This window comes from Pseudoalteromonas sp. SG45-5, assembly GCF_014164085.1.
GTDB classification, from domain to species: domain Bacteria; phylum Pseudomonadota; class Gammaproteobacteria; order Enterobacterales; family Alteromonadaceae; genus Pseudoalteromonas; species Pseudoalteromonas aliena.
In genome coordinates, this window is the sequence record NZ_JACJEM010000001.1 from 92320 (window position 1) to 117298 (window position 24979).

At 38.1% G+C, this 24979-nt stretch carries 16 protein-coding genes; 10 read left to right on the top strand and 6 right to left on the bottom strand.

Translation table 11 applies throughout. The features are described 5' to 3' along the window. Nucleotides 1-279: 279 nt before the first annotated feature. Nucleotides 280-1470, bottom strand: coding sequence for a succinyl-diaminopimelate desuccinylase (dapE, locus tag H5119_RS00420; protein WP_182700800.1), 1191 nt, complete (start codon nt 1468-1470; stop codon nt 280-282). Between the two features lie 262 nt (nt 1471-1732). Between dapE and H5119_RS00425 the strand changes: the two genes are divergently transcribed. Then, nucleotides 1733-2386 (top strand): OmpW family protein, encoded by a 654-nt coding sequence (locus H5119_RS00425; RefSeq protein WP_077537374.1) that lies wholly within the window; start codon nt 1733-1735, stop codon nt 2384-2386. 69 nt (nt 2387-2455) lie between these two features. Here the strand turns inward: H5119_RS00425 and H5119_RS00430 are convergent, their stop codons facing one another. From H5119_RS00430 to bcsE, 5 genes are all read right to left on the bottom strand, one after another. After that, nucleotides 2456-2992 (bottom strand): thioesterase family protein, encoded by a 537-nt coding sequence (locus tag H5119_RS00430; protein ID WP_077537373.1) that lies wholly within the window; start codon nt 2990-2992, stop codon nt 2456-2458. A 94-nt stretch (nt 2993-3086) separates the two neighbouring features. Beyond that, a complete protein-coding gene (gene tyrR / locus H5119_RS00435) occupies nt 3087-4643 on the bottom strand; it encodes a transcriptional regulator TyrR (RefSeq protein ID WP_077537372.1) in 1557 nt (518 codons plus the stop codon). A gap of 139 nt (nt 4644-4782) precedes the next feature. Beyond that, on the bottom strand, nt 4783-6363 hold the full coding sequence (gene bcsG, locus H5119_RS00440) for a cellulose biosynthesis protein BcsG (protein ID WP_182700801.1): 1581 nt from the start codon (nt 6361-6363) through the stop codon (nt 4783-4785). Then, complete coding sequence (locus H5119_RS00445) at nt 6360-6536, bottom strand: hypothetical protein (protein ID WP_171037458.1); 177 nt, start codon at nt 6534-6536, stop codon at nt 6360-6362. The genes bcsG and H5119_RS00445 overlap by 4 nt, the downstream gene beginning before the upstream one ends. A 1-nt stretch (nt 6537) precedes the next feature. Then, entirely contained in the window at nt 6538-8154 is a 1617-nt protein-coding gene (gene bcsE, locus H5119_RS00450) for a cellulose biosynthesis protein BcsE (protein WP_182700802.1), read from the bottom strand. A 103-nt stretch (nt 8155-8257) separates the two neighbouring features. Between bcsE and bcsR the strand changes: the two genes are divergently transcribed. The 9 genes from bcsR to hppD all read left to right on the top strand — a co-directional run bounded on the left by bcsR (nt 8258) and on the right by hppD (nt 24921). Beyond that, on the top strand, nt 8258-8455 hold the full coding sequence (gene bcsR, locus H5119_RS00455) for a BcsR/BcsP family cellulose biosynthesis protein (protein ID WP_077537369.1): 198 nt from the start codon (nt 8258-8260) through the stop codon (nt 8453-8455). Nucleotides 8456-8468: 13 nt separating this feature from the next. Next, nucleotides 8469-9182 (top strand): cellulose biosynthesis protein BcsQ, encoded by a 714-nt coding sequence (gene bcsQ / locus H5119_RS00460; protein ID WP_182700803.1) that lies wholly within the window; start codon nt 8469-8471, stop codon nt 9180-9182. Next, nucleotides 9182-11848, top strand: a complete 2667-nt coding sequence (gene bcsA / locus H5119_RS00465) for a UDP-forming cellulose synthase catalytic subunit (protein WP_182700804.1) — start codon at nt 9182-9184, stop codon at nt 11846-11848. Before bcsQ ends, bcsA begins: the two co-directional genes overlap by 1 nt. Next, entirely contained in the window at nt 11841-14087 is a 2247-nt protein-coding gene (gene bcsB / locus H5119_RS00470) for a cellulose biosynthesis cyclic di-GMP-binding regulatory protein BcsB (protein WP_182700805.1), read from the top strand. The genes bcsA and bcsB overlap by 8 nt, the downstream gene beginning before the upstream one ends. Continuing rightward, on the top strand, nt 14087-15217 hold the full coding sequence (gene bcsZ, locus H5119_RS00475) for a cellulose synthase complex periplasmic endoglucanase BcsZ (RefSeq protein ID WP_182700806.1): 1131 nt from the start codon (nt 14087-14089) through the stop codon (nt 15215-15217). Before bcsB ends, bcsZ begins: the two co-directional genes overlap by 1 nt. Next, a complete protein-coding gene (locus H5119_RS00480) occupies nt 15208-19026 on the top strand; it encodes a cellulose synthase subunit BcsC-related outer membrane protein (protein ID WP_182700807.1) in 3819 nt (1272 codons plus the stop codon). The genes bcsZ and H5119_RS00480 overlap by 10 nt, the downstream gene beginning before the upstream one ends. Nucleotides 19027-19283: 257 nt before the next feature. Next, complete coding sequence (locus H5119_RS00485) at nt 19284-20714, top strand: peptide MFS transporter (protein ID WP_182700808.1); 1431 nt, start codon at nt 19284-19286, stop codon at nt 20712-20714. A 114-nt stretch (nt 20715-20828) separates the two neighbouring features. Then, nucleotides 20829-23570, top strand: coding sequence for a metallophosphoesterase (locus H5119_RS00490; protein WP_182700809.1), 2742 nt, complete (start codon nt 20829-20831; stop codon nt 23568-23570). Nucleotides 23571-23874: 304 nt separating this feature from the next. Then, the gene (hppD, locus tag H5119_RS00495; protein ID WP_182700810.1) at nt 23875-24921 is read left to right on the top strand and encodes a 4-hydroxyphenylpyruvate dioxygenase; all 1047 of its coding nucleotides are present in this window, start codon (nt 23875-23877) and stop codon (nt 24919-24921) included. The last annotated feature ends 58 nt before the right edge of the window (nt 24922-24979 follow it).

Genomic DNA, 24979 nt, shown 5'->3' on the forward strand with positions numbered 1-24979 from the left:
GCGGGGTGCAATTTTTAAGCTTTAGTATCGACCCTGATTTTAATAATTGCATTGATGGTTTAGTGTTAGTCGATCTTGAAAATGTAAAAGAAAATAAAGCAAAACGCTATCTCGGGAAAGAATAAACACTGACGCCTTTAATATCAATTCGCTTAATTAAATACTCTATTTTGAGGGAATAAAACCATGTAGCTAACAAGAAAAAATTTGTTATTTAGTTATTCTCAGCAATTGCTCCAGCATTGCTCTGCAGACATTTTAACGCCGTTAGCATCCGGTTTAATCCCTCAAATTGATAAACATACTTTTAAGTAGCGAAGTATAAATAGCGTTTATCTTCAATAAATCCTCAATAGGCACGTTTTCATTTACTTGGTGAATTGTATGATTACGCACACCACACTCAATTACTTGAGTGTGGTTATTTGCAAAAAATCGGCCGTCAGAAGTCCCGCCACTTGTACTTAATAAAGGGTAACTTCCCGTTTGTTGATAAATAGTGTGTTCTATATGTGAGAGTAAACTCCAATCCTTAGCTGCACTGGTATAATAAGGTTCACAAGGGCGTTGCCACTCAATACTGTAATAAGCCGCAAACTCATTCAGAGCCTCAGTAACACGCGATTTAACTGCATCGCTATTGTAACCATGACTATAACGCACGTTAAATGTAATTTCGCAGTTACTCGGCACTAAATTATCAACCACATTTTTGATATTAATTCCGGTTACTTGCAAAGTCGTTTTTGAACTTGTCTCATCAAGATCCCACGTTTGTGTACTTAATAGATTAACTATTTTAGCCCCGATGTGCGCCGCATTAACTGTGTGTTCTGGATAGGCAACATGCCCTGCTTTACCATTAACAACAATACGCGCAGACAATGCTCCACGTCGACCATTTTTAATCGTATCACCCACATGCAAATGGCTTGTTGGCTCTCCAACTATACAACCATCCAAAATAACTCCTCGCTTAGCAAGCCTATAGGCTATTTCCTGAGAGCCAAATTCAGCCTCCCCCTCCTCATCAGAGGTAACAAGCCAATAAAGCGAACCGATTTTCTTTTTATTACTATTTATTAAGCTTTTTGTTGCACTGAGCATAGCGGCAACACCGCCTTTCATGTCCGCAGCGCCCCTACCATAAACGGCACCGTTTAAAATACGTCCTGCAAAAGGCGGACTTAACCAATTGCCAGTTGCGGCCGGTACTACATCAATATGCCCAGAAAATGCAACGCAAGGGCCAGGTGCAAAATCAATATGTGCAATCAAATTGGTCACGCCTTTTACTTTAAACTGCTCACAACTAAATCCTAGCTCAGTTAAATGATCATTTAGCCAATCAATTGCACCAGCTTGGTTAGGTGTCACTGATTCGAACTGAATAAGTGTTTGTAAATACGCAACGACCTGTGCATGCAAGACATTGCTATTATTTGTTTTTTCAATCATGGCTAAAGACATATTAAACACTCTTAATAGCTTAAAGAGCCTTAATTAAAGCGCTAGATTATGACTAATCGATGTCAACACTGATACATTCTTGTGACCATTCACAATCTACCTATGTCAATCATTGCTTTAAAAAATTGACGCTAACATTAATCTAAATCAAGAAACCATTTCACAACATTCAAACATATTTGAAACTTTGATCTAGAACAATTTTTTATTTTTTTTGGCTGCAATAATAGCGTCAATCAAAAAGTAGTTCTTGGAGAACAACATGAAAACCACAATGAGCATTGCATTACTAACTTCTTTACTTGCACTATCTCCAGCTGCACACGCTAACTTTAGCGTAAATGTTGGCGCTATTAACGTAAACCCTGATAACAGTAACTCTACAATCAATGAAGCGCCGACTCTAGGCCTAAAAGGTGATTCAGATACTCAGCTTGGTATTACTATAGATTACGCATTTAACGATCAGTGGGTATTAGAGCTTATTGCAGCAACTCCTTTCTCACATGATGTAAATGGCACTGGCGGTTTAGCTGGCAATAAAATTGCCGATATAAAACAATTACCACCTTCACTTATCGCCCAGTACCATTTTTTAGATACAAGCTACGCGTTGAGACCGTTTGTAGGTGTTGGCATAAACTATACAATGTTTTTTGATGAACAACCGTCACAAGCGCTTAAAACAACACTTGGTACTGACAACGTAGAAGTAAAACTAGATGATTCATTTGGATTTGTAGCACAAGTAGGTGCTAACTATAAAATTGACGAAAACTGGGGATTACATGCAATGGTGTCTATTATGGATATTGATACTGACGCGACGGTCTATGCTAATGGTGCTAAAGCATTAACTTCAACAGTAGAGCTTGACCCAGTTGTTGCTATGTTTGGTGTTAAATATAACTTTTAAAGTATATGGTATAGCTAAGCAATGCTTAGCTATATCTACTATGTGTGTTGAAGGCCGAAAGGCCTTTTTTTATTTAGGTAGGTTATTCACTTTTTTTTGTTCTAGCATTTCTTTCCAATGCATTACTTCTGTTGGTAAAATTGGAGTTTTACCTTCAAAGCCCGCCACTTCAAGCATTTCTTCTACACTTATAACGCCTTTTTTGCTTTTAAACACACCTCGTACATAGGCGATAGCATGTAAACCTCGTGCGGAATGAAACTTTTGCTCGATATAAAAGTATTTATGATCCCAGCCTACAAGCTTAGTGCTAATGGTGTATCGCTGCATTGGTTTAATATCACGGATATAAGTAATCGCCGTTGCGTTAACGATAGGGAACCAACGGCGCTTCAAAATTTGCTTTAGCAAACCAACACGCTCAGTCATCCACGTGCGTGATAAATCCATCATAGCTAAATAACGAGAGTTAGTTAGATGCAAATTTATATCGCAATCTGTTGGTAATGCCTTGTAATCAATATCTACTGTATCAAGTAAACCTTGATACTGATGATTACGCTTAATTTTAAAAAACAATAAAAGCAGTCGAATATATAAGTTCACAGGAGAGGTCTTACCAGTTTGTTGTTAATTTGAGTGTATCACAGGTTTTTGAAAAAAATATCATTCATTATTATCAAGTGATACGTTAATTTTGCTAAACTTTTACTGTTTTACGGTTAATACCGTAGTCACGTAATTTGTTTGCCACTGCGGTATGGCTAAGCCCTAAACGCTTTGCTAATTGGCGGGAGCTCGGATAAGCCGGATAGAGCTTGCGAAGCAATGTTGCCTCAAACCGTTTTACCGCTTGATCAAGCGAGCCCTCAAAATCTGACTCTAAATACCCTAACTCGTGCGTAAATGTAGGTAACTGTAAATGCTCTACACGTAACTCACTATCGTCGAGTAATGACACTGCGCGGTAAATTGCGTTTTCTAATTGACGAACATTACCAGGCCACGGGTATTCTTGTAAAAAGCTTAAACATTCTTGAGATAAAAGTGGTACAGGATGGCCATTTTGCTGTGCATATTTTTGTATAAAGTGCTCTGCAAGTGGCCCCACGTCAGCTTTGCGATCTCTAAGCGGGGCAATTTCTAACGTTAGAACATTTATTCTGTAATATAAATCTTCTCTAAATACGCCCTCTTGTACCATTGCAGGTAAATCTTTTTGCGTAGCTGCAATAATGCGTACGTTTACTTTAACCTCGTTCTCATCTCCTACTTTTCTAAACGTACCGTCTTGTAAAAAGCGTAGTAGCTTAGTTTGTAGTTGAGTTGACATTTCACCCACTTCATCCAAAAACACAGTGCCACCATCAGCCTGCTCTAAAACACCTCGTTTTGGTGCTGCGTTTTCTTCATAACCTGCATAACCAAATAATTCAGATTCAGCGACATCATCCGGTAACGATGCACACGATAAAGCAATAAAAGGTTTGACTGATCGGTTGGAAGCATAATGGCAAGCTCGAGCAAGCAGCTCTTTGCCTGTGCCTGTTTCACCTGTAATCAATATTGGGGCTTCTAATTGTGACATTTTACGTGCTTCACGGACAACTCGACGCATAGCGGTGCTAAAGTTATGAATAGTGGCGAAACTTTCTTGTCCATAACGTCGAAAGGCACTCACTTGCTGACCTAAACGGCTCTGTGATTTAATATTAATTACCGCACCAGCAAGCACATCACCTTCATTACCTTGAGGAACTGCAATTGGTAAAATATCAGCAATAAAATCTTCACCTGCCACTTCTACACGCGTAGTTTGGCCTAGTACTTCTTTACTCTCTAACCAACGAGTAAAATTAAACCCTTTGAGCAAATTATTAATATTTGCACCAATAACGTCTTTTTCATGCAACTGTAAATCTTTACACGCTGCATCGTTACACAAGCGCACCCACCCTTTGGCATCTATCGAAATAACTCCATCAGGCAATGCGCGCAGTAATGTATTTAGCTCATTATGTTCACGCTCAGAAGGTAAAAAAGCAGTTGTACGTACATCATGCACACCGTCGATTAAACGAATAGATGGCATGATTTTTTGAAATTGCTCAAATTCAATCTCGGGAAAACTTACATACATACGACAGTTAACTGAATCGACTTCAATACCTTTTAAATCAACACCATAGTTAACTAAAATATTAAGGATTTCTTGAGCAATACCAATTCTGTCAGCACAATGAATATCTAGACGCATACATCCCCAAAGTAGGAAAAACCATATTGGCAGAATAATACGCTAAGTCGCTTTGAGAAGGTAGCTTATTGTAAACATTTTTGGACAAAGCTGAGCTTTAAAATACATAACCCGCTACACTCAATATTCCAATAAAAAATCAATTACTTTGCGGGTATACTGACCAATCACCGCCATCTAACTGTATATAAGGTCGCTTGTTAACGTACATCATAATAGTATCTGCGTTTTCAGCCACTTTTGGGGCTTTCGGCAGGTTCTCAACTAAATTAGCGGTGCTATTATTTCCACCAAAAACGTCTGTTTGAAACGTTTTGCTTACCAGCTCCGAAAGGGCAAAATAACTCGTTGAGTCATCGATTACTATCTGCGAGTAACGTTGAACATTAGGGCCAATAAACTTAATGGCCACTGGTACAGATACAATGGCAGGGCTTGGTATTTCGCGCAAACCAGCAAACTGCACCTTATCACCTTTTAGCGCAGCACCATGTTCAGGTACTATCATGAGCATTACATTTCGACCGCGCTTTTCTAGGTTTTTAATAAAACTATTAATATCAGCAAATAAATTAGCGTGCCTCTGGGGATAACTTTGCTGACTATTCATACGAGCGCTATTAGCGAACTGATTTCCATCATGTAAGCTTGTTGTGTTGTAGTACATAGCACAAGGCTTACAATCTTTTGCATCATTATCCAGCCAACTATTCAACACTGCCCCATCAGAATAAATAGGGCTGTTATCAAACCCATATTGAGCAATAGGCATAGAATCGATATTAAACGGTTTACTAGTCAAACCGCCGTATTTGTTTATTAAACCTTTAAATTCATCAAAATGACCGTCATGATTCATTACTACATTATGTTGGTAGCCAAGTTTTTCTAAGTTTTTAAATAAATAGCATTGCTCAGGTGTGTCGTTAAATAGGGCTTCTTGACTTGTTTGTCCACAACTAGCCCTCAAAAGTCTTATCGCTGCGGGGCCACTGTATGACGTTGCAGAATTAAAATCTGAAAAAACAATATCAAAATCTTTATACATAGTGGCTAAGCTAACATCGATTGTATTCAAATCATCGACAGCCATAGAGCAAATATTTAAAACAATAACATCAAATAAATCGCCTTCTACCTGTTGAGGAAACTGGCTCATGAGTAGACGTTGTTGTTGATAAAAATCACTTAATTGTTGATCGGGTGACTTTTTTTCTGTCGTTACAATTGCAGGGTCTGCGAGTATATTTTCACTCTTTTTTACAGCTAAACCCTGAGTTATTTCCGGTTGCTGAGCTGCTTTGTAATGACTCCACCCAATAAAGGTTAGACCAATAACCGTCACAGTCGTAAATCGGATCCATTGTGAGCTATACCAGAAAAAAACGATGATAATAAATAATCCAAGTAACATATCTACATTTATTACTCGCCCAACTAACTCTACAAAATAACTAGCATTAAAATCTTGGATGTTATCAGCCTGTTTAACAAGCCGATTTATTGGCGGTAGCCAAGAATCTTTATAAAGTAATATAACGCCGAGCATTACAGCGCTCAGATGCTTTAACTTTTCTATTCGTGCATTTTTGAAATGTACTGCTAAAAAAGCAGCAAATGCAGTGTTACTTAAAAAATCAAAACTAATCGCCCCGTAATAAAACAATGCAAATTTTACTAAAAAATAAAGGTTCCACACCCCTAAGCCTAAGAGTTTCAATTGTTTTCCTTTTTATTTTTTGTTGGTGTATAGGGCTCTAAAACTTCGTGTTTAAATGTAACTTTATAAAAATATTTTTTTAATTTGTCTAAAACATAAGTGCTCATTAAGCATAATAAAACCCCCAGAATAAGCGCAATAAAACCGGTAATTAAAAATTGATTTAAGCTCACTTTATTGCTCCTTCATCTTCATAACAAAAGGTATTGCATCTGGGCGTATTTCAGTCAGCAATTCAGGCGTTGAAATATCAATATTTAGGTTTTTTGTTACATCGGGCACAAATTTATAGTCTTCATTTTCTTTAAGCTGCTTTGTAAAATCATCTATCTGTTTATCTTTATAAAAACGACGTAACTGCTTACATTCTTGTTGTATATAAAAGTGATCTGAAATGATGTTTTGTCGAGAAAAAAAGTCACTCGTTTGTAATTTAAATAAATGGTTAATTGCATTGGTTACGTCATTTTCCCTACATGCATGCAAATAGAGATAAACCTTATTGTCTACTACGCTAAATACATCCCCTTCACGCTTAATATGAAATAAGTGAAGAGGATGAATAGGATCAATGCGAGGTAGTAACTCAAGTATGACTAACACACCACTAACACCTAAATTAACTGCAGAATCACTGTGTTTTTCTACCTGATTAGTAAAGTCGATAAACGGCAAGTAACCTTTCGAAAAGGTATTTTCTGTGTATTGCAAAACATCATCAACCGAAGGCGGCAATGGCCTTGAAAATTTAAAGCCTTGAATTGATTGAATTTGTGATAGCAACCGCGATGGTTCTGAAAAACTATATAAAATTAAGTTCACACCGAGTGTTAAAAATAAGCATTCATCTTGATGGCGAATAATTCCATCAACATTTTGGATAACAAGTTTCAACCAGCGACCACAGTTTTTTCTAAGCTCAAAACACTGCTTAGCCAATAATGCTAAATCTGTATATCGGGTTACAGAAAAAACCAATGTCGCTGCCTTAAGCCGAGGACCTCTATTAAATAAATCATTATTTTCTTTCACAGTACGATAATGAGCTGGCAATTTGGTGCCCTCAGGAACCGAGCTTTGGACTAACCACACATCACTTTCATCATTAAAATGGTTGTTATTAAAGGTATTTTCTTCAATTTTATTTTCTTGCACAACATATTGATTATTTTGCAAAGTTAGCTGGTATTGCTTATCCGCAATTACGCCAGTGCTGTGGCTCCAATAATCGTATTCAAGTACACGCACTGCAGCATCATTATCAATAAAAACAATACCGCTAAATAACTTATTTAAACGTCGAACTAAAAACCTTAAGTTAACAACTTCTGGGCCAGATATTAAAAAGAGTAAACTCGTATTTACAGTGTTTAAAAATACATTGTATTTAGTAATGATCTGCATCAGTTGGGCATCATCAAAGTCGCGTAATTGCTTTGTATTAAAATGAAGAAACACTAAGGCGTTCTCTATGCTCTTATATGCGCCTAGCTCTTTAATTACTCCGCGACTGATACGCTTTATTCCCCAATCAGTCATTTCTTTAGTAAACGAAAAAGAATGCACTCGCCCTTGATCATAAACGTCAAAAAGTGCATCTGAAAAAGGCGATTCATAAAAGGACTCTATTTGAGAAGAAACAATAAACACATCATTTTTGCCATTAACATCAACAGACTGTAAGGCAAACTCTACTGCTAAGTTATCAAAGGGAGCCAAAATAGCATAACTTGCAGCTAATTTTATTTCATTAGCAGCAGCGTCCAACCCTGTTATGTTAAGTTTATGCACAGAAGACCTTTTATTTAAAATACTTTACTAGTTTAAGCAGCTATATTGTATAGTACACATTGGAAGCGTTAAAATCTCAAAATAAAACTAATTAATATAGGTAATGCGACATTTGTCTCTTAAGCCCCCAAAACTAACACCTAATGATATAGAAAATCTAGCTCGTCGCTTTGGTGGGAAAAAAGATGATTATATTGAAATTACAGATAAACAAAAAAACATTCACACTATTAATAAATATGCGCTTTTGAAAGAAATTAATGATGAACTTATGGCTACCACTAGCATACAAAAAGAATAGGTAAATTTATAACGTGCAAAGAGTTTTTTTAAAAGGGTTAAAAGGTGGCACCGGTTGTACTGCAATAGTAGCTAACCTTGCCTGCGTGTTAAAAAAATCAGCTGTTCATGTTATCGCTATAGATTTAGACTCAAAAAATGACTTGTGTTTACATTTTGGTTTACCTTGGAAAAATACCCAAGGGTGGAGTAACGCCAATAGTTTTGAAGGCGTTCTTAAGCACTTTCATCAAGACAACGATGGTGTTATTTTTTTACCTCACGGAGACAACACGCCTTCTAATTTAGAGCTAAATAAATTAGCTAATAATTGCAAAAAATTAGACACTCCAGATACAACATGGATACTTTTTGATTGCCCAAGCCACGTAGATATTAATAATTACACCTTAGATGAGGACGATATTATCATTGAAATAGTGAACTGCGATTCAATATGTCATAGCCTTATCTACAAGCGTTTACAAAAATTGAAAAACACCACTAACGCATGGCATCACTTTTTTTTAGTCAACAAATATAACTCAGCGTCAGTGCTCGAATTTGATTTGTTCTCACTTTGGCAATCTACACTACCTCTAATGGCTCCTTTTTTCATAAACCATGATGAAGTAATTAAAGAATCGACAGCTTATCGTAACGTTGCACTAAATTGCGCACCGTATAGCGTTGCTAATGATGATTTTGAAACGCTAGCTGGATGGCTCGCTAGTAAAGCCGCACTCTAATGGCACAATTAATTTATAAACATTCTTTTGAAAAGGCTTTTCGCCTTTTACTTAGTCTGTTTTTTACGCAAAAATTAGTGCGTTTAATTATGTTTAAATTTTACGGTAATTTCAATCAGCATAAAATGAGCGCTATTGAGGCAATTTCAATGCCATTTATAGTCATTTTTTGCTCTCTTTTTTTTAAATTTGAGACCCGTAAAAAAAATATTAGTTATGCGTTAAAGCAGAACTATCCACATTTAAAGTCACCCTACAGAACTCACTTATACTCAAATACATTACGCTTTATTTTACAGAGTATTTTTCTGGTTTTTGTGAAAAACACAGCTAAAAAAAGTCATGTTAAAGAAAAAGTATCACATCACTTTTATCACTCTGTTAATTTCTTTTTCAGGCAACTCCGCTGGATTGATTTAAAATTAGGAAAGCTATTCAAACGCGTATTATCAAAAAATAAAAAAACGACTAGGCAAAGTGCTTTTCACTCTATAGCAGATGCGCGAGTGTGGAAAAGCAAATCGGTCAGGTACGTCGTAATTACATTTGCACTATTTTTACTGGCGATTTTTGTAACTATTCCTTTTAGCTTAGAAGCACAAGCTATTTTTATAAGCTTTATCCTACTCGTAGCTTACTCTTTAAAAAAGATAAAAGGTCAAATGGCAACCATAGTGATGATCACCTTATCGGTAACAACATCTTCACGTTACTTATGGTGGCGCTACACCGAAACCTTAAATTGGGATGACCCTCTTGCGCTTGTTTTAGGCGCAGGCTTATTATTAGCAGAAACTTATGCGTGGCTTGTTCTAATACTTGGCTTTTTTCAAACGATTAATCCATTAGAGCGAAAACCAATTCCATTACCTAAAGACACCGATAAATGGCCCTCGGTCGATGTGTATATTCCAACTTATAACGAACCATTGAGTGTTGTAAAACCGACAACATTGGCAGCGCTAAGTATTGATTGGCCTATAGATAAACTTAACGTTTACATACTTGATGATGGCAAACGTCCTGAGTTTCGCGAGTTTGCCCAAGAAGTTGGAGCCGGTTATTTAACTCGCCCTGATAGTAAACACGCAAAAGCAGGCAATATGAATAGTGCAATGCGTTTTACTAACGGCGAATACATTGCAATTTTTGACTGCGATCACGTACCTGCCCGATCATTTTTACAAATGACTATGGGGCAATTTTTAAAAGACAGTAAAGTGTGTTTAGTACAAACCCCACATCACTTTTTCTCTGCCGACCCGTTTGAGAGAAATTTAAATAACCACACCCAAATCCCCAACGAAAACATGCTGTTTTATGGCTTGATTCAAGATGGTAATGATATGTGGGATGCCACATTTTTCTGTGGTTCATGCGCGGTATTAAAACGTGAAGCACTTGACAATATTGGCGGTTTTGCATTTGAAACAGTAACCGAAGATGCTCATACTGCATTACGCATGCAACGCGCAGGTTATAAAACTGCGTATATTAATATTCCGCAAGCAGCAGGTTTAGCAACCGACAGTTTGTCGGCCCATATTGGCCAACGAATTCGCTGGGCTCGCGGTATGGCACAAATTTTTAGACTCGATAACCCCCTACTTGGAAAGGGCCTCAGTCTTGCTCAACGTTTATGCTATATAAATGCGATGCTTCACTTTTTATCGGGCATCCCTCGAATCGTATTTTTAACCGCCCCCTTAGCACTTATATATTTTAACGCTTACATTATTTATGCGCCTTTTTTAGCTATCTTTATTTATGTAGTACCGACATTAATTCAAATAAAAGCGACTAACTCTCGTATCCAGGGTAAATATCGATATTCATTTTGGGGCGAAGTTTATGAATCAGTTTTGGCTTGGTATATATTAAAACCAACCACTGTTGCGCTATTTAATCCTAATAAAGGCAAGTTTAATGTAACAGAAAAAGGCGGGTTAAATGATGAAGAGCATTATGATTGGGGGATTTCTAAACCTTACCTTATACTCTTAGCTATTAATGTTGCAGGTATTATTTTTGGTATTTTACGCCTGATTTTTGGTGATCCTTCTCAAATAGGCGTATTAGTTATAAGTATGTGCTGGGCAATTTATAATATAATCATTTTAGGTGCTGCGGTTGCAGTTGCTGCTGAAGCTCGCCAAGTTAGGCAATCACATCGAATTAAGGCGCATTTTCCTGCTGGTATTCGCCTAGCGAATGGCCATACATTAAAGGTTAAAATTACCGACTACTCAGATAATGGTGTTGGTATTGAAATAGATCACGTGCACTCATGCCGAGTCAATGACAAGGTTGAGCTATTAATGAGCCGAGGAAATAAGCAGTTTTCATTTACAACTTATGTATGTAATACGCGTAAAATGCAAATTGGTTTAACACTTAAAGATTTATCACTAGAAAAACAAAAAGCATTTATACAATGCACTTTTTCAAGAGCTGATGCCTGGCTTGATTGGCAAAGTAACTTTAAACATGATCGCCCATCATATAGCTTTAAAGAAGTGCAAAAAACAAGTTTAAGAGGCTTTAGCAATTTATTGTTTCATGCTCCTAGACCTTTACAACCGACCATAAAACTATTAACTCGTTTGGTGGTTTATATACATTCATTTATTCCAAAAAAACCGATAGTGCATAATAATTATGATTAAAAAGTTGCTCAATACATTTCTAACATTGTTGCTTATTAGCTGCGCGCAGCACGCACACGCTATTGAGCCAATGCAAAATAAATCTATGTTTATAAATGGCTACCCAGAAAGCGCTCAAATATCTAGCCTACGCTTGGATTTTGAAGCGCTGGGTTTCACAGGGTATAAGCTTGACGGAGTAAATAACAACTCTCGTGTCGATTTTACCAACCGAATTGATAAATTAAGTACAAACTTAAAACTTAACTTCTCATATACTAACTCACCGTCGTTAATCGCAAATGTGTCACATCTAAAAGTATATTTTAATGATAATTTAGTTACAGTGTTGCCCATTAATGAAAAATTAAGTGTGGTGAAAAATACAGTTAGTCACAATCTAGAACTAAATGCTAAATACATTCAGGATTACAATCAAATCCGCTTTGAATTGGTTGGTTACTACGATTTAAAGTGCCAAGACTATTTTAGCCGCTCTATTTGGACAGAAATAAACAAGTCGAGCAACATCACACTTGAGCAAAAGCAATTGGCAATCGACAGTCGCTTAGAATACCTACCCGAACCATTTTTTGACGCTAAAGACTACAACAAACTTAACCTCCCTTTTGTATTTTCAAAAGTACCAAACACACAAGCTATAGAAGCAGCCGCCACATTATCGAGTTGGTTTGGAGCTCAAGCTGATTGGCGTGGGGCTAATTTCCCAGTAATGATAAACAAAGCACCTAAGCAACATAGCGTGGTATTTATTACTAATGACTCAAAACCTGATTTTTTAAAGGATTATCCAGATGTTGAAAAGCCAACAGTTGAGCTAATCTCAAGCCCTATTCACAGATATAATAAAATGCTGTTAATTATTGGCCGCGACGAAAAAGATTTAAAAACAGCGGTAACAGGGCTGGTATTTGGTCATAAAATTATGACAGGCAGAACAGCAAGCATTGAAGCGATTAACCAACTCCCCCTTCGAAAGGCTTACGACGCTCCTCGTTGGCTCAGAAGTGACCGCCCTGTTCATTTTGATGAGCTCATTGATTACCCAACGCAATTACAAACTCAAGGTCTTAATAATGGCCCTGTAAAGCTAAATATTCGCTTTGCACCTGATTTGTTCACATGGCGTGAAAAAGGCATCCCTATTACTCTGCAATACCGTAATACGCCAGAAAGCGAAACCTTAGATTCACGTTTAAATATGCTAATTAACCAAGAATTTATTAGCGGTTTTTTATTAGATAAAAAAGACACTCTGCTAAAAACCACACAAACATTACTGCCATTAATAGCGAATACTGATACGACTCAAAGTACTGAGGGATTTTCTCTAAATGGCATTAATTTAGCCAACCGCAATGAGCTAAATTTTGATTTTAGATTCGCTGTACTTAAAAAAGGCGAATGCAGTGTTGCTCCTGCTGGCGGAGAATATGGGGTGATTGATGGAAATTCGCATATTGATGTCAGTGGGTTTGATCACTATATGGCTTTACCCGATTTAAATGTATTTGCTAATAGCGGATTTCCATTTACAAAATATGCTGACTTACAGCAAACGTTAGTGTTAATAGATGAAACCCCATCAGCTAAAGCACTGTCTGTTTTATTTAATTTAACAGGCCACTTTGGGGCAATAACGGGTTATCCGGCACATAGAATAAGTGTTGCCCATTTAAACGAAGACGCTAACCTAAACGACAAAGATGTGTTAGTTATCGCAAAACCCAATAGCCTTGCTAACAACTTAGATGAAGGTTCACACACAAATGTTTTACTCAGCAACAATCAACGCGCTATAAAACAAGCTTTATACAATGGCGCGTATGATGAGCAAACAACACAGAAAGTACACGTTAGTATTAAAAGTAGTGGCGATATAGCCGTTATTACAGGTTTTCAATCACCGCTTGATTCTGAGCGCTCTATTGTATCGTTAAGTGCAACGTCTCAAAATGCATATACGTTGCTCAATAATGCATTAATGAACTCAGCTCAACTTGCTCAAATTAAAGGCAGTGCCGCCGTTATAAACTCCCAAGGTATTAAAACAATTAAAACGGATAAGCAGTACTTTGTTGGTCATATTCCTGTACATACTCTAATTTGGTTCCATTTATCGGATCACCCATTTGTGCTGGCACTGTTGTCTGTTTTAATACTGCTACTCATCTCATTTATTCTGTGGCGATTACTCCAAGCACTCACTTACAAACGCTTAGCGGAAGGAGATAAGTAATGAAATCAATCATTAATATATTTTTTGCTGTGATTGCACTATTTACTTTTAACGCAAAAGCGCAAGTAGAGCAGTGCCAACCTTGGCACCAATGGCAAGTCTTTAAAAATAGCTTTATAAGCCAAGATGGCCGTGTTATTGACTTAGGCAGCGAGCAAAACATTACAACCTCTGAAGGCCAATCTTATGCATTATTTTTTGCTGTAGTCGCAAACGACAGAGCAATGTTTGACTTAGTATTAGATTGGACACAAGAGCACTTATCTGAGGGTGACTTAAGTACCCGTTTACCTGCATGGCAATGGGGGGTTAATAAACAAAATGTGGGGGGAATATTAGACTCAAACCCTGCATCAGATTCTGATTTATGGATTGCCTACAGCTTGTCTCAAGCTGCCAGGCTTTGGAGCGATCGTCGCTACAGCATTTTAGCTGCCGTACTTGCACAGCGCATAATACGAGAAGAAACGGCTTATATTTCTGGCCTAGGTTTGTCCTTGCTACCAGCACCCGCTGGCTTTGAGTTTGAAAACGCACGCGTTAAACTCAACCCCAGCTATTCACCGTTGTTTATATATCAGCAATTTAAAAAGCTCTACCCACACTCACCTTGGCATCAGTTACACGAAGGCTCCGCAAAGCTTATTTTAGACACAGCTACTGAAGGTGTTAGCCCTGATTGGGTTATGTACGATGCTAATAACGGTTTTTACTATGATAGAAAAACCAGTGATATAGGCAGCTATAATGCTATTAGAGTATATTTATGGGCTAGCATGATGGCAAATGATGCACCATATAAAAAAGAGCTACTAGCGCAATTTAATCCATTTATAAAAACGATTAATGAGCGTGGGTATGTACCTTTAAATACATTTGCTAAATCAGGTAAATCCGAAAAAACAGGTCCTTTGGGCTTCAACTCAGCGCTACTACCTCTATTGGCAGATCAAGGCAATGAATCATTAATTATGGCAATTAAACAAAAATTAATGGTCGATAAGTCATTCACCCAAACACGTTATTACGACAGTGTACTTAATTTATTTGGCACAAGTACGTTAAATAAACGTTTTTCAATTACAGCAGACGGGACGCTACAACCAATGTGGAGCATTGAATGCCCTTAAGGTTTGTCCTCGTTTTCACTTTGGCACTTAGCTTTGGGGTAAGTGCCAAAACAGTCAATGATATAGATACACAATCTGTTGATTGGTTACTAAGTCAAATAAGTATTGGCGAAGCGCAGCAAAATAAAAAGCTGATTGAAAGCAGCTTACAAAAACTCGTAGCCATCGCACCTACTCGTATAGAAACGCAGTGCGCTCTAGTTCATTATGATTTTGCCAATGGCGCATCCGACAAAGCAAACCTGTTATTAAGTAAAATAGATAACGGCCTAATAAAGCAGGCTCCCTGTATTGAAAAGCTACGGGTTATGTCTCGAATTCAGGGTAAAGATAAGTCTGCTATTCAAGATGCTAAATTACTAGCACGCGCTGGCAGATATGAACAAGCTCGGCAAATTTATAATAAGATATTTAATAACGTTTATCCCACACTCAATTATGAACTAGAACATTTAAGCTGGTACGCGCAAGACGCTTCCCAATGGCAAAACGTTACGCGCGGATATATTAAACTATTAAAAAGCTATTCTAATATAGGCCAAGTCGAAATAGCCTACGCAAGGCATTTGCTGAGACGCGATCCGAGTGATAAAAAAGCAATTAGTATTTTAGGTAAGTACGGTTCAACCTCAAGTTTTAGTAATGAAGTAGAGGAGATTTGGCTCGGTTCACTAGCAAACATGCCAATTAATAGCGCTACCGATCGACAGTTCCAATATTACTTCACGCTTTACCCATTTAGCAGTAAAGGTGAGTTGCAATATCAAGATTTTAAAAAAAGCCTAAAAGCACGCCAAACTTTACTTGCCGACCCTGCTTATCAATTATGGGTTAAAGGTGATACGTTACTTGAAAAAAATAATTTAAAAGCCGCTGAACCTCTACTTTTAAAGGCTGTAAATGGTCGCCCGCAAGACGGTGCAATAATGCGAAGCCTAGGCATACTTTATTTGCGTTTAGGTGATAATAAAAAATCATACAAGTATTTTACGCAAGCACAAAAATATACGGCAGACTTTGCACAAAGGGAAACGTTAAAGGACTTAGCTAAAACAGCCCAGTTTTGGCTTTATATCCGCCAAGCCAAAGATGCAATTAATAGCAGCGAATTCAAAGTCGCAAAGCTTAAATTAGATTTAGCTAATACATTAGAGCAAGACCCTAACGCTGTTTTATATAACAGCGGTTTATTACAATTTGCGCAAGGACAATACTCTCAAGCAGCACTTACATATAAAATTGTTTTAAAAAATGATCCACTCAATATCGGCGCTTTATCGGGCTTACTTGAAATAGCTGAACTTGAACAAAATGAACTCGCATTAAGCTCTTTTTACAACAGCTTAACCTATACTCAAAAAGAGCTAATTAAACAACCTTACTCACAGTATCTAAGTAGCCAACTTCGTAACAAAGCGAGTAAATTTGTACAATTGGGAAATTTGGAACTAGCCGAAAAAACGCTAGAGAACGCAATAAGCTTAGCACCAGATCAACCATGGTTATATTACGACTTAGCCTTTATATACCAGCAAAAAGGCTTAACAAAGGAAGCGCGAACACTATTTAATAATGTACTGTGGCAATTTCCGTTAAACCCTCAACTTCGTTACAGTCACGCACTTTTTCTGCGCGCTATTGATGACTATCAAGGTGCTATTGCGTCTTTACAATATGTTCCTTTTAGCGCCAAGAGTGCAGATATTATTGCACTTGAGCAACAGCTTCAGCTTAACGAGTCGCTTGCTCAAAGTGAACGCTACCTTGATGCTAAAAATAAAGCCACGGCTATCTATCATTTAAGTGCACTAGAAGCACAAAATTTAACCCCCGTAATGCAGGCTGAGTTATCTCGCAATTGGTATAGAATAGATGAGAAAATACATGCTCTGAAGCTTATTAATGATGCATTAATTGCTCAGCCAACGATTTCCCCCTATTGGCATTTACTTTATGGTGAATGGCTATTAGAGCAAAAAAATGAGCTAAATATAAAGCAGTGGTTTACACGTTATAAACTGCCTGAAAATGCATCTGAAAACGAGGTTAATCAGTATCTGCAATTACAAAGTAATTATATTAATCAGTTCTACAATGGCAGTGATTTAATTGCTAAGTTAAATCAACTTGACCAAAAGTATAAAAACAACCCTGTGATCACGACAGCATTAATTAATGCAAACTTATCACTTGAACAACGTGAAGCCGCGCTGATTATTTATCAGCAAAAGGTGAAAAATAATCAAGCCATTGAACCCCAAGCGTTAATGTCTATCGCAAAAGCGTATAGAGAACTAGGTGACGACTTTCGGGCCAAAGAGGTAACGCAGCAAGCCATAACGCAAACTACATCGCAAGAAAGTTATTTGCAGCGCCAAATTATGGGCTCTCTTAATGACTTTAATTACTCAGGAGATGCACTCTATCTAGCAAAGAAACTCATTGAAAAATCGCCGAACGATCCAGAGTTACGTTATTTAGGAGCTCAAGTAGCCAGTAATTTTAATGAAACAGAGCAAGCTCAAATTTGGTATGCACAAACCCTGTCTCCTAATCGCACATTAAGCGAAAAAGAACTTTATACCTCGCTCTCACAAATCGATGAAGCCGATGATTGGTATGTAAATGGCGCTAAGCGCGAATTAATTGATGAGCAAAACAAAGATCAAGCTTATATTGCTATGGGTGTTAATTTTAGCGGCCAAATAAGTACACAGAGCGAAGCAACACTTGGCGCTGGTTTAGTGCCGATTGAAGCTTATTTTCCACTTTGGCAAGGCCAAGGATTTGTAAAAATAGACCCCACAACAATTAGTGCGCAAACAACACGTTTTGATGAGCAATTTGCGGGCAGCCGTTATGGACAAGGTGCTGTATGTATTTTTACGTGTGCTATTGAAGAAATAAGCCCAAAAGAAAGTGGTGTAGATATCGGGCTAGGCTGGCAAAATAAAAATTGGCGTTTAGATATAGGTACTACCCCACTGGGCTTTTTAATTGAAGATATAGTATGGGGCGTTAACTATGCAGACGATTTAGGCGACTTTGGCTACAGCCTTGAACTAGAGAAACGTCCAGTAACAAGTTCAGTGCTTTCTTATGCGGGTCTTGAGGATGCAAATACAAAAGAAGCTTGGGGTGGCGTACGCTCTACAGGCCTTACTGCAAATATTTCACATGATTTAGGTGGTGATTGGGGCTTTTGGTCAAGTGCCGATTTCACTTTGTATAAAGGTAAAAATGTAAAAGATAATCAGCGCTATCGTGCTATGGCAGGTACTTACTACCGTGTTATTAGTAATCAAAAACGTGAATTTACGGTGGGTGCTAGCTTATTACATTGGGCATACAAATATAATTTAAGTGAAGAAACATGGGGCCATGGCGGCTACTACAGTCCGCAAAACTACTTAGGCGTGTCTGTACCATTTAGTTATGACGCACGTTGGGGGAATGATTTTGTATACCGTTTCAAAACTGGCGTATCGTATTCACAAACAAAAACTCAGGCAATTGACTTTTTCCCTAATGATCCAAACTTGCAAGAAGAGGCGTTTGTTCGTCAACTTGAGACAGGCGTAAACCCTGCGTTTGAGGGGGATACAAGTTCTGGTGTATCGTACAACCTTGAAGGAAGCTTTGAATATAGAATAACACCACACTGGTTTTTTGGCGGTTATGTAGCAATAGATCGTTCAGATTTTTACGAGCCTAACTTTGGCCAACTCTACATACGATATTACTTTAACCCTGTCTATGGAACACTTGAATTTCCTGGCACACCAATAACCCCTTACGCCAACTTTTAAAACAATTGTATACAGTTTATACGAACCACCCGCGCAATGCTTCCCCTAGCACAAAGGTCTATGTATACTAATGCGCAATTGTAGCTAGGATAAGGGTGTGACTCTTACCTTATAGCGGTATTACCGTTCAGCAAACCATTACCTTAGCTGCAAATAATATACTGATGGTCGAGCATTCTAGTAAGTCTAAATACTAAAATAGCTAAAGCAAAAAATTATAAGGCCATTACAACAATTCTTAAAGTTAGGAAGTAAATATGAGTTCATTACCTAAATCAGGTGATTTCTTAGGTCATCCTAAGGGATTATTCCTGTTGTTCGGTACAGAAATGTGGGAACGCTTTGGCTACTATGGCATGCGTGCTATTTTGGTTCTTTATCTTGTAGCCATTACTCAAGAAGGCGGTTTTGGTTGGAGTAATGCAGACGCATTAAGCCTTTATGGTACGTTTACCATGGCTGTGTACATTACACCGTTATTTGGTGGCTGGTTAGCTGATAACGTGTTAGGCCAACGTAAAGCCATTATCATTGGTGGTTTGTTAATGGCCGCCGGTCATTTTACTATGGGTATTCCACATAGTTACTTAGCAGGCCAAGAAGAAAACATATTTTATATTGGCTTAGCACTACTGTGTTTGGGTAATGGTTTATTTAAACCAAATATCTCAACAATGGTTGGCGACTTATACAACGAAGGCGATCAACGCCGTGATGGTGCATTCACTATATTCTACATGGGTATTAACCTAGGTGGTGCATTTGGTCCTTTGGTTGCTGGTTTTGTAGCCGCATCTATGGGATGGCAGTTTGGCTTTATCGCAGCAGGTATTGGTATGTTGATCTCTGTTGCTATGCAAGTCGCACTAAGTAAAAAATACCTAGGTGATATCGGGGTTGTACCTGCAGCAAAGCTTGCTCGAGAGCAATCAACTTCAAATACTAAAGTTCCGCTTACTAAAGTTGAAACCGACCGTATTAAAGTTATTTTTACTATGAGTGTATTTAGTATCATTTTCTGGATGGGTTTTGAACAGGCTGGTGGCTTAATGAACCTTTTTGCGAATGACTACACTGATCGTATGCTATTTAATTTTGAAATTCCGGCATCATGGTTTCAATCTCTAAATTCAATTTTTATCATTGTTTTTGCGCCATTGGTTGCAATTATCTGGCTAAAACTTGATAAAAAAGAGCCTAATTCACCGGTTAAATTTGCTATTGCCCTAATCTTTTTAGCGCTAGGCTTTTTAACTATGATCCTTGCGCTTATGACTCAAGGTCAAGGTGACACGCTTCAAATTAGCATGATGTGGTTAGTTCTTTTTTACTTATTCCATACGTTAGGTGAGCTATGCTTGTCTCCAATTGGTTTATCAATGGTAAGTAAACTAGCACCACTACGCTTAGCATCGATGCTTATGGGTATTTGGTTCTTATGTACTGCTGTAGCAAACAAAATTGCTGGCTTTGTAGGTTCATACTTAGGTGAAGGTGAAGAAGCGCTAGACAATGCACTTGGTATCTTTATTGGCCTAGGTGCTACAGCCGTTATATCGGCTGTGATTATGTATTTACTAAGTGATAAATTAGTTAAATGGATGCATGGTGCAGAGGGTCAACACGAACCTCATACACATGAACATATTTTAGCTGAAGAACTAGAAGTTACAGCTAACAAACAGTAACAATTAACCTCCTCTGTACTTTTACAGGGGAGGTTTTCTTATCACTTTATAGGTTTTCTGTTAGCTGATACAATGTTTAGATAAACATTACACTGGCATTAGGAACAGCAAACCATGCAAACGTCTACTTTTTTTCGTGCAAAATGCTTGGCCTTTTTAGTTCTACTTTTAAGCGCTTGCGGTGGTTCTGGTGACGCTGTTACTCAAAATCCAAACGATCCGCCAAAGCCTAGCCAACTTAATGTTACTGTCTCCTCCGGTTTATCAGCCACGCTCGATGACGAAAACTTTACGGTTACGATTCCCGCTAACGCAGTCACTAATAATACTGATATTACTTACACAAACATTGTAGCTGATGAAACAACAACAGCCCAAAATATCATCTCAGATATTCATTCCCTGACACCAAACACACTCATATTTACAAGTTCAGCGACTATTGGTATAAAAATACCTCAAGCATACGCGCTGGGTGGTCAATTATTTATTGCACGCTTAACTGGCGACACATGGGTCAATATAAATAATTCAGTCGTTACTGAAGGTTTAGTCAGCGCACAAGTGGATCAACTTGGTACCTATGCAATACAAATGCAGCGCAATGAAGCTTTCGCAAATATCGGCCCAACTTGCGACGCTAACGCAACAGAGCAGTCAGTAAGGTTTGTCCACGTTGCAGATTTACATGCTCGTTTTGGCTATCAAGAACAATACTTCAGCCGAATAAAAGCCTATTACAATCAGGCAGCAAGTCAAACACCTCATACTTTATTTACAAACGGTGGTGATGACTATGAAAAAGGCACTGTTGCTGAACAGCTATCGCAAGGCATCGCAACCGAAGAAGCAATTAAAGCGATGCAATTTGATGTCCGCGTTGTTGGAAATCATGATTACGCGTGGGGCCCAGAAAAATTATTAAGTTATTCACAAGACGAGAATGCCATCGTACTGGCAAGTAATACGCGTTACGAAGGTCAGCAGCTCCAAGATTTTGCAGCTGTGGGGTTTGCAAAAGTACAAGCGGGTTGTATTACACTTGGCGTATTTGGGATGACTTCTGTGCCATGGAATGAACTTGATGAACCAATTCAAGATGAACCAATCCCTGATTTTATAAAACAATTTAAAATGAGTTGGCAGTGGCAGCAGATTGCACAAAGTATTGTAAGCCAATATCGCGGCGACGTAGATTATATTGTCATGCTCAGTCATTTAGGTGTAGGCCTTGATACCGAAATGGCAACCAATGTAGCGGGTATCGACTTAGTGCTTGGCGGTCATACCCACGGCGGTGAAAGCTACGAGACGTTAGATAACGGCGCTATTATTGTTCAGCCCGATTTCTATGCTAAAGGTATTACCGATTTAACACTTAAGTTTAACTTAGCTGATAAGTCTGCGCCTATTGTTGATTATAAAACAGTTGAAACCGAGAGTATCAGCGAGCTCGATGAAACAACTCAACAAGCAATTAATGCGATTATGGGTCGCTACGCTCCTGATGCACAAACAGAAATCGCTATTTCAGAAAATTACCCTAGTCCCTTGCAATTAGCTGAAATAACCGCCTTAGCCACACTGCATTCGAGCTCAATTAGCGCAGCACTTTTGAACCCTGAACTTGTACAAAAGCGTTGGACACCGGGTACCCTCACGCAAGAAGATTTCCACAAAGCCTTTTACGTAGAGAGGCAGCCATCAAATACACCAGGATTTAATTCTATTTATAAAGTCACCGTATCAGGCAGTGATTTAACCGCTATGTTTGCCAGTCAACCTAACTGGTTTTTACTAAAGCCCGAAGATATAAAAGCGACAGAAAATTACGACGTAGCTTTATTTAAAGGTGCGGCTTTAAATGCTGATTTATTTTTTAACGGTGTGACTTTCTCAAATGTAGAGCCAATTGCTGAAGCGTGGTGGTTGCTCGATCAGTATGCACGCTTTAGAACCAGCCAATGTTTATACCTTGATACAAACAATCAACTATTTTCATGTGATAATAAAACAGATATTACGGTATGGAATTTTAATAATGACGCAAGCCCGCTAACGCCAGACTTCGGTCCTTCGGTACTAAGTTATTTCGACCCACAAACTACAGATTGGGGCCCTGAAGAGACTCAATATAAAACCACAACCGAGCTAAACATATCAGATTTGAGAGATGGCCCCTCTGGTGTAATGGCTTTTTCAAGGCACTCTCCTACTGAAGGGTTATTGATTGACCTCAATACAGCTGCAAACGGTGATTTTGCAAATGAAGGAATGGTCTCTGATTATACACTTGTAATGGACTTGTATTGGCCTTCAGAAGGCAGCGATATTTACCGCGCGGTAATACAAGCAGAAACCAGTAATTACCTTGAGGACGATGCAGATATCTTTATCGACCCAAGTGGCGGCTACGGAAAGTCAACAAGCGACAGTGGCTACTTTGGCAATACTCAACCAGATACATGGCACCGCGTTGCATTTGTTTTCTACGCAGCACCTACAAATGGCGTATTTGAAGTATATATTGACGGTGAACTCGTAGGCGTAAAAGAAGATGGCGAAATTAATCGCCGTTGGGCACTCAATAAATCAGTGCTTTTATTTACCGATAACAATTTTGAAACAGTACCTGGTTATTTAAATGCGCTGCTTTATGCTGGCCATGCTATGACCCGCGATGAAATAAAAAGTATGGGCACCGCACAGCAAAAACTAACCTTTGAGCAATCAACACGTGTTCTGAATCAAGCAATTGAACGCCATTATCAAACCGCACCTGTTATAAAACCTAACCTTTGGTTAGAGCAACGTAACAAGTTCTTTGGTAACGCGTCTCTAACTGTAAACAATTAAGTACAAGTAAACTTTTAATCACTCACTAAAAAAGGGGCTTTTGCGCAGCACAATAGCAATTTATATCATTTAAAAACAATACGTTGAGGTCTTTTTATTGCAATATAAGTTATTGCCACAGTACCTCAATTCATTTAACTGTATTGCAAACACATTACTTAGTAATAACCGTCCTATAAAATTTACACATCGACTGCATATTAAATAGTGCCGCCCTCTTCCCCTAAGCAAAATTCTGGTTGATTATCTACTGCAATATGACAACAACACATAATCGCAGTGCTTAATTGCGGGAGTAATGATAATGAGTGAAGTAAATAATTATTTAGGTTTAGTGGGTATCGAATTTACTGAATACGCCACACCTGATGCAGATTATATGGATAAAGTATTTACTGATTTTGGCTTCTCTAAGCTTAAAAAATTCAAAGGTAAAGACATTGTTTATTATAACCAAAACGATATTCATTTTTTATTAAATAACGAGCGCGAAGGTTTTTCTGCAGAATTTGCTAAAAGCCATGGTCCTGCTATTTGTTCAATGGGTTGGCGTGTTGAGAATGCGCAAAAAGCATTTGAAACAGCAGTAGAGCGTGGTGCAAAACCAGCGACCGACTCAACGCATAAAAACATGCCCTACCCTGCAATCTATGGTATTGGCGACAGCCTAATTTACTTTATTGAACAATTTGGCGACAAAGGTACTATTTACGAAAGTGATTTTGAAGACCTTGAAACGCAAAATGTTGTTGAAGATAAAGGCTTTATCCGAATCGATCATTTAACGAATAATGTTTATAAAGGCACCATGGAAAAATGGGCTAACTTTTATAAAGACGTATTTGGTTTTACCGAAGTGCGCTACTTTGACATTAAAGGTCAAAAAACAGCACTCATTTCATATGCACTTAAATCTCCTTGTGGCACCTTCTCTATTCCGATAAATGAAGGCAAAGGTGATAATAACAACCAAATTGACGAATATCTTGGTCAGTACAATGGCCCAGGCGTTCAACATTTAGCGTTTTTAACCGATGACTTAGTAAGCTCTCTTGATAAGCTGGATAAATCAACAATTGCTACTTTGGATATTATCCCAGAGTACTACGATACTATTTTTGACCGTGTACCTTGGGTTGCTGAAGATAAAGAAAAGATTCGTCAGCATCAAATACTCGTTGATAGCCAAAGTGAAAATTGTTACTTATTACAAATTTTCTCTAAAAACTTATTTGGCCCAATCTTTATAGAAATGATCCAACGCGTTGATGATGGTGGTTTTGGTGAAGGTAACTTCCAAGCATTATTTGAATCAATCGAACGCGACCAAGAGCGTCGCGGCGTTTTATAAAACATTTGAGTAAATTAAAAGCAGCGAAATTCGCTGCTTTTTGTCGTTTTAATATTTA